The 2637-nt window shown below is 45.7% G+C and carries 4 protein-coding genes; all 4 read left to right on the top strand.

What is annotated here, in order from left to right; all coding sequences use genetic code 11:
• Window positions 1-2: 2 nt before the first annotated feature.
• A complete protein-coding gene (locus SD69_RS18895) occupies window positions 3-512 on the top strand; it encodes an RHS repeat-associated core domain-containing protein (RefSeq protein WP_041522400.1) in 510 nt (169 codons plus the stop codon).
• A gap of 22 nt (window positions 513-534) precedes the next feature.
• Window positions 535-951, top strand: a complete 417-nt coding sequence (locus tag SD69_RS05390) for a hypothetical protein (RefSeq protein WP_041522401.1) — start codon at window positions 535-537, stop codon at window positions 949-951.
• A gap of 325 nt (window positions 952-1276) precedes the next feature.
• The gene (locus tag SD69_RS05395) at window positions 1277-1966 is read left to right on the top strand and encodes an RHS repeat domain-containing protein (RefSeq protein ID WP_041522402.1); all 690 of its coding nucleotides are present in this window, start codon (window positions 1277-1279) and stop codon (window positions 1964-1966) included.
• Window positions 1967-2377: 411 nt separating this feature from the next.
• On the top strand, window positions 2378-2637 hold a 260-nt coding region (locus SD69_RS18900; protein WP_198144059.1), incomplete at its 3' end, for a hypothetical protein.

The raw sequence follows: 2637 nt of genomic DNA on the forward strand, positions 1-2637 counted from the left end.
CGGTGAGTATAGTTGAGCAGCCTTTCCGTTTCCCTGGACAGTATTTTGATGGGGAGACAGGGTTGTATTACAACTACTTTCGGGATTATGACCCGGGGTTGGGTAGGTATGTGCAGAGTGATCCGATTGGGTTGTCGGAGGACTTTTCAAACCCTATGATGCGGGTGATAGAAACACTAAACGCAAGAGAATACAGTAGAAATAATGATTCTGCCTTGGTGAGGATCAATCACGTATATGCTTATTCAAGACAGAATCCGTTGACATACGCAGATCCATTGGGGTTGCGTCCGGTTCCCGGAGAGGTTAAGCCGAAAACTAGGTGCCAACTGAGTTGTTGGGATGACTATATAATGGGGTATGCTGAAGGCTTGGCCGCCGGAGCAATTTATACGGCTTTAGGTGGGTCGGTGGGTATAGCCTACGCGGCAAGTATGTTGGGTAAAATGGGCTCGAGTGGTGTTCTAGCGGCTTGCTTACATGCGTGTAACGACGAGTATGAGTGTGATTGATGTGTATGTGGTGTAAAAAGAAATGAGGTCTCAGAATTTTTTTAAAAAAACCGGACTGTTTTTATTGCTTATTTTTTTTAGTACCAACTATTACGGTGGTAACTCTCTTGGTTTTTTGAATAGTGGTGGCCTGGCTTTCGTGAAAGCCTTTTGCTTGGTAACTGGGTTTCTTTCATTGTTAATATATTTGGCTATAAAAAAAGAAAGTGAGAGGAAGTTTGTTGACGTCGGTGGTACTTCTTTCTCCAAGGAGGCCGTCGAGTTTATGAGTGCGCATGATATATCGGATGTTATGGTTCGTAGGGCGGTGAAGGGTGGGGATGGAGAAGAGAGGGAGGGGGGTATTGTTTATGGGTTTTTAAAGGGCCCAGGAGAAGAGGTCGTAGTTGTAGTTGATGAGTGTGCTCGTGTAAAAAAAGTTTTTATAAAGGGTAAGTAAGGCGAATTGTAGTGGTCAAGTAAATCCGCTTTTTTATTTATCAGCAATAGCTAATAACAAGGAATGTCTCTGGGTCGCCTCTTTGATTTATGATTTTTCTCTGCCGCCTAGCAGGAATTACAGGTGGTACAGCAGAGTCTATAGGCTATGACGCGGTGGGCAATATCGTCCCCGTGGTGCCGACACCTTTACCTACAATGCCCGCAACCGCATGGTGCAAGTCAATCGCAATGGCAGCGTCATTGCAGCGTATTAGCACAATGGGAAAGGCGAACGTGTTATCAAAACGGCGGGTGGTAATACTACTCACTTTGTTTACGACTTAATGGGGAATATCATCACCGAGGCCGACGGTGCAGGGGCCATTCAGCGCGATTACGTCTACGTTAATGGCGAGTGCTTGGCTCTGTTACAGAAAAGCCCTACACAAGCGATGTATTGTTGTTACAACGATCACTTAGGTACGCCCAAAGCGTTAACCAGCACCACCGTGGTGCGGCAAGCCGACTACACACCCTTTGGTGAGCTGACTGAGACTGTGAGCATTGTAGAGCGGCCGTTCCGGTTTCCGGGACAGTATTTTGATGGTGAGACTGAGTTGTACTATAACTACTGTCGGGGTTACTACCCTGGGCTTGGCCGGTATGTGCAGAGTGATCCAATGGGATTATTTCAATATGAGAGTGACGGTGGGGCAATGTGGGGAGCTTGGTTTGAAAAGAATGTCCCTCAATCTCCAATTGGCCCTTTTGGAGGCGTTTGTGGACAGGCAGGAACGTACTTGGCAACCTGGATACCTGATCACGTCAAAAAAGGATGCGAAGAGCATGATCGTTGTTATGTGGGGTGTGCCAAAAGTTGCAAAGGTGAGTCGTGTCGTAAAAAATGCGATATCGCCCTGGCGGGCCATAGCCCGTTCTATGGTTATGCCTTATATGGAGGGTTAGGGAAAGCTGCATTTAATGCAGTAAAAGAAAAGTACAAAGAGCAGTGTGAAGGTTGTGAGCAGCCATGATTAGAATATTTATTATAATTATAATTATAATTATAATAGTCTTTCATATTTTATTGGAGTTTTTCGGCCTCCTATGGGTTTGGTCGTTCAATAGTTTTGGTGAGAATATGTCAATATTCTTTCATGCCTCGGCAGCATCGGTTTGCTTGATGTCATTATTCGATAACTCGAAGACGGCTCGAAATATTATGTTTTTTGTTGTATTTTTGACGGCTTTTTCTGGCTTTATTGCTACCGAAATAAAGCTATATTCGTTAGGGAAAGACCTTTTTTCCGAGTATAACTCGCAATTAAATTTTGTGATTATTACGACAGTATTCCTTTATATTCTGAAGATCTTGCGAGATCGAGAATGCAGAGGTAATCCCCCCGAGAAGTAACAGAGTATTATTGGGGTCGCCTCGTTGAGTTATGATCTTTCTCTGCTACCCTGCTAATATTGCCGGCAGGGTGGCAGAGTCTATGGGCTATGCGTGGTGGGCAATATCGTCACCCGTGGTGCCGACACCTGCCCGCAACCGCATGGCGAAGGTAAAGCGCGGCGGCAGCGTCATTGCCGCGTACCAGCACAATGGTAAAGGCGAGCGTGTAATCAAAACGGCCGGCGGTAATACCACCCACTTTGTTTATGACTTAATGGGTAATATCATCGTGGAGGCGAATGGTGCCGG

Source organism: Gilvimarinus agarilyticus (genome assembly GCF_000832015.1).
GTDB lineage: Bacteria > Pseudomonadota > Gammaproteobacteria > Pseudomonadales > Cellvibrionaceae > Gilvimarinus > Gilvimarinus agarilyticus.

What these genes read in the sequence shown, in the direction of transcription:
- SD69_RS05390 (WP_041522401.1), top strand. Translation starts at nt 535, where the DNA reads ATGAGGTCTCAGAATTTTTTTAAAAAAACCGGACTGTTTTTATTGCTT.
- SD69_RS05395 (WP_041522402.1), top strand. Translation starts at nt 1,277, where the DNA reads ATGGGGAATATCATCACCGAGGCCGACGGTGCAGGGGCCATTCAGCGC.